At 41.1% G+C, this 3,366-nt stretch carries 2 protein-coding genes; both read right to left on the minus strand.

Annotation, left to right across the window (positions count from 1 at the left end):
• Window positions 1-1,038 (minus strand): DcaP family trimeric outer membrane transporter (locus H5202_RS19395; RefSeq protein ID WP_182773505.1); only part of this gene is annotated, 1,038 nt, incomplete at its 3' end.
• Between the two features lie 69 nt (window positions 1,039-1,107).
• The gene (locus H5202_RS19400) at window positions 1,108-2,640 is read right to left on the minus strand and encodes a flavocytochrome c (RefSeq protein ID WP_182773506.1); all 1,533 of its coding nucleotides are present in this window, start codon (window positions 2,638-2,640) and stop codon (window positions 1,108-1,110) included.
• Window positions 2,641-3,366: the final 726 nt, after the last annotated feature.

Below are 3,366 nucleotides of genomic sequence, written 5' to 3' on the forward strand. Positions count from 1 at the left end.
AGTAAGAATACCGTCTTCAAGGCCTTTCTCGTCTTGTTCTGAATAACCTGCACCAATGGCTAATCGCATATCTTGTTGAAGCGCAAAAACGACTCCGCCAGTAATGCTGCTGTATTCTAAGGTATCTGTTTCCCCAGCAGCATTGATACCGGCACCGGCATTAAAACCTAGACCAGCATAACGACCAATACCATCACCGTACATTAAGCCGAGAACTGCCTTATGACCGTCTCCAAATTTAAGGCTAGTGTTTAATGCTAGGCCATAACCAAAAGCATCATCACCTTCTAGTTCAAATCGACGGATCACGACTCTTGGTGAAAAAGTAACTCTACTATTAGCGTAAAAGTACTTGGCGATAATATCTGGCATGACATCTTCACTTGAACCGTTATTCACTAGGGTATAAGGGCCTGCGGCTGTTAGTCCAAGCGTTGGGTTTTCAAGACTGATTGAAGTGTATTGACCTTTACCTATATTGTATTGGTAGCGAACTTGAGGCTGGCGGACAAATGTGGTTCCTGGATCCGTGGCGAAATCCATCGATGGCATGATGCCTGCGAAATCCATAAAGTTAGACCATGTTTGCCCCGCTAGAACCATATGTTTACCCATGGTCATTTCACCATATGCATGACGGATCCTGAAGCCGTTACTATTAGACCAAGTCGGGCCATCACTATCGATGTCAGCAAAAAAGTCACCTTCTACATGTGTTTTGAACGTGCCGTATTTATTTTTTGATGCTGTTTTAATGAACAAACGACTCTCTCTCGCCGTCATATGTAAATCCGATTTGTCAGCATTGGCTGAACCATCAATCGGAGTAGTATAAATACTATAAAGGTCGCCATTGTATGGGGCCGTAATCGTGCCGTTAGTATCATAATTGACCATTAGTTTGGCATATCCACCGGCAGTCACTTCAGTGTCAGCGATATCATATTCGGCTGAATTAACCGAGGCAGTGCCAATCATAAGCGGTATTGCAATGGCGACAGCTGTTACTAATGGTTTACGTGTATATAATTTATTCATAATGATTTTTCTCTTTCATAAGTTCATCAATATTCGTCGACTGGGCATTTTGCCCAGTCGTTATAGTTGTTATGCTTTTGCTACATTTTTACCGGCAATACGACCAAACACGATGCAGTCGGGAATGGCTACAGTACCTAGGCGACAAGCACCATGCGTCCCCCCAGTAGATTCACCACATGCAAACAATCCTGGAATGGTTTCTCGTGTCGCAATGTTGATGACTCTTGCTTCTGTATCGATTTCAACACCGCCCATTGTGTGATGTGCTTTAGGCCATAAACGAACAGCATAGAAAGGTGCTTCGACAATTGGTTGCTGATTCATTGAGAACGGTTTATTAAACTCAGGGTCATTTTTTGCTAAAACATAGCTGTTATAACGTTGTATTTGTGCCTCTAGCGTTTTAGCCGACATATTATAGTGAGCAGCTAGAGCTTGAATGGTGTCAAAGGTATGCACTACTTTTCGATCAAGTAGCTTAGGCATAACATGCATAGAAGCTTTGACGCCTTTTGCATCACAAATAGCAACGGCGACATTACCGGTTTTGATAATGGCATCGGCACGCACTTTACGGTCAGCAAGTTCGTCAACAAAACGTTCACTGGTTTCAGGATTAACCATCACCCCGTGAGTAAAGGCTGAGTAAGCAGCGAAAATAGGAGCAAGACCAAAGCCTTTTTCATCTGGTGAAGCCCATGGCCCTAATTGGATCCATGAAAGTTGCACTGGATTTGCGCCAACACGGATCATTTCTTTTAAACATTCAGAAGTGGCTCCCATGTGATTTGTTGTTGCAAGCTCTTCTGTTAATCTAGGATCTTGGGATGAGCGATAAACCACGTCGGCTGCAAAGCCACCAGATGCCATCACAACGCCTTTATTGGCTTTGATGAAATGTGTTGCAGTAGAGTTTTCTTTACCAGGCTTGAATTTAGTGATCACCTCAAGTCCTACAATTCTGCCTTCTTTATTGCTTATTAGGCGTTTTACGAAGACTTTCTTTTTGAGCGGAATACCCAGTTCTTTTGCTTTTTCTAACATTGGGTGCACGATACCGGAACCAGATTGGTTATAAGTGGTATGTGTTCTTGGGATTGAATGTCCGCCGAATTGTGCGAGTTTTTCTTTGAATTTCACACCAAGATAATCTCGGCACCATTCAAATGCATCGTTAGATTGTTCGGCAACCATACGTGCTTGTTTAGGGTAGTTAAGACCAAGACCCGCTTTATACATATCAGCAAGCATTGCATCAACAGAGTCTGTTACACCATTGGCTTTTTGAATATCACTGCCGACAACAGCCATACCGCCACCATTGATGGTTGAGTTGCCACCAGGAACAGGCATTTTTTCAAGTACCACAACTGATGATTTAGCATTTTTAGCTTCGATGGCGGCAGATAAACCTGCAAATCCACTACCGACAACAACGACATCATAGGTCTCATCCCATTTATCTGGTAATGAGGTGCAGCTTGACTCTGTTTTGGCAGAAGCAAAGCCGGATAAAGCTAATCCAGCTGTTGCGGTGGTAATACTGGTTGCTTTTAAAAAGTGGCGTCTTGATAGATTTGTTTTAGTGTCTGTACTCATTATCGTCCCCTTAATATTAATAATTTTTAAACGAGGTGAATATTTACCTATTAACCTGTTTATTCATTTTCTTGTTTGAAAATGTAAGCATTAAAGTAAGAGCATGTAATGTGCCAGTTATTTTTTGTTTTTAATTGTTTGATTTATTTAGGTAAAGTTATAATGTGTGATATTGGTTACTGTATTGTTGAGAATTAATTTCTCACAATAATGTATCGAGGGTTTTACTTATAATTGATACAGATCACGCCTTTATTTTGCTAACAAGCAGTATTGGCGCTTCTATAGCGAGCTTATTTAATCTTGATAGCACACTGTTAGTGGGACAAAGGATTGTTAAGCACCATTTATTATTCCAAGTTGAGGCCAGCTATCAGGCAAACTGTTATTGCTTTAAATAAGTTAAACGGCAAGTTAGGACTGTGGTGTCTAGCACAAACTATGTCAGCAGTTATGAGTGGGAAGTGATACTCGTGGTTGTACTGATAAAGCCTATCTTTTGTGACCATGATTTTAAAATGTGAAACTATCTCGGATAGTCAGTCAGCTTGTTAGCATGGATAACTGATCATGAGAGTCGTAGTGATTTTGCTAATAAAGTGTAAGCGGTCAATGAACTGGTGAAGCTTATTCTGCTTCACCTAAATCAACATTCCACGGCAGCAAATCAGTCATATCATCTAATGGTGCACGCTTAGGTAATTCCGTAAATAGATGACGAAAATA

It is taken from the genome of Shewanella sp. SG41-4 (assembly GCF_014164505.1).
Lineage (GTDB): Bacteria > Pseudomonadota > Gammaproteobacteria > Enterobacterales > Shewanellaceae > Shewanella.

What these genes read in the sequence shown, in the direction of transcription:
- H5202_RS19400 (WP_182773506.1), bottom strand. Translation starts at nt 2,640, where the DNA reads ATGAGTACAGACACTAAAACAAATCTATCAAGACGCCACTTTTTAAAA.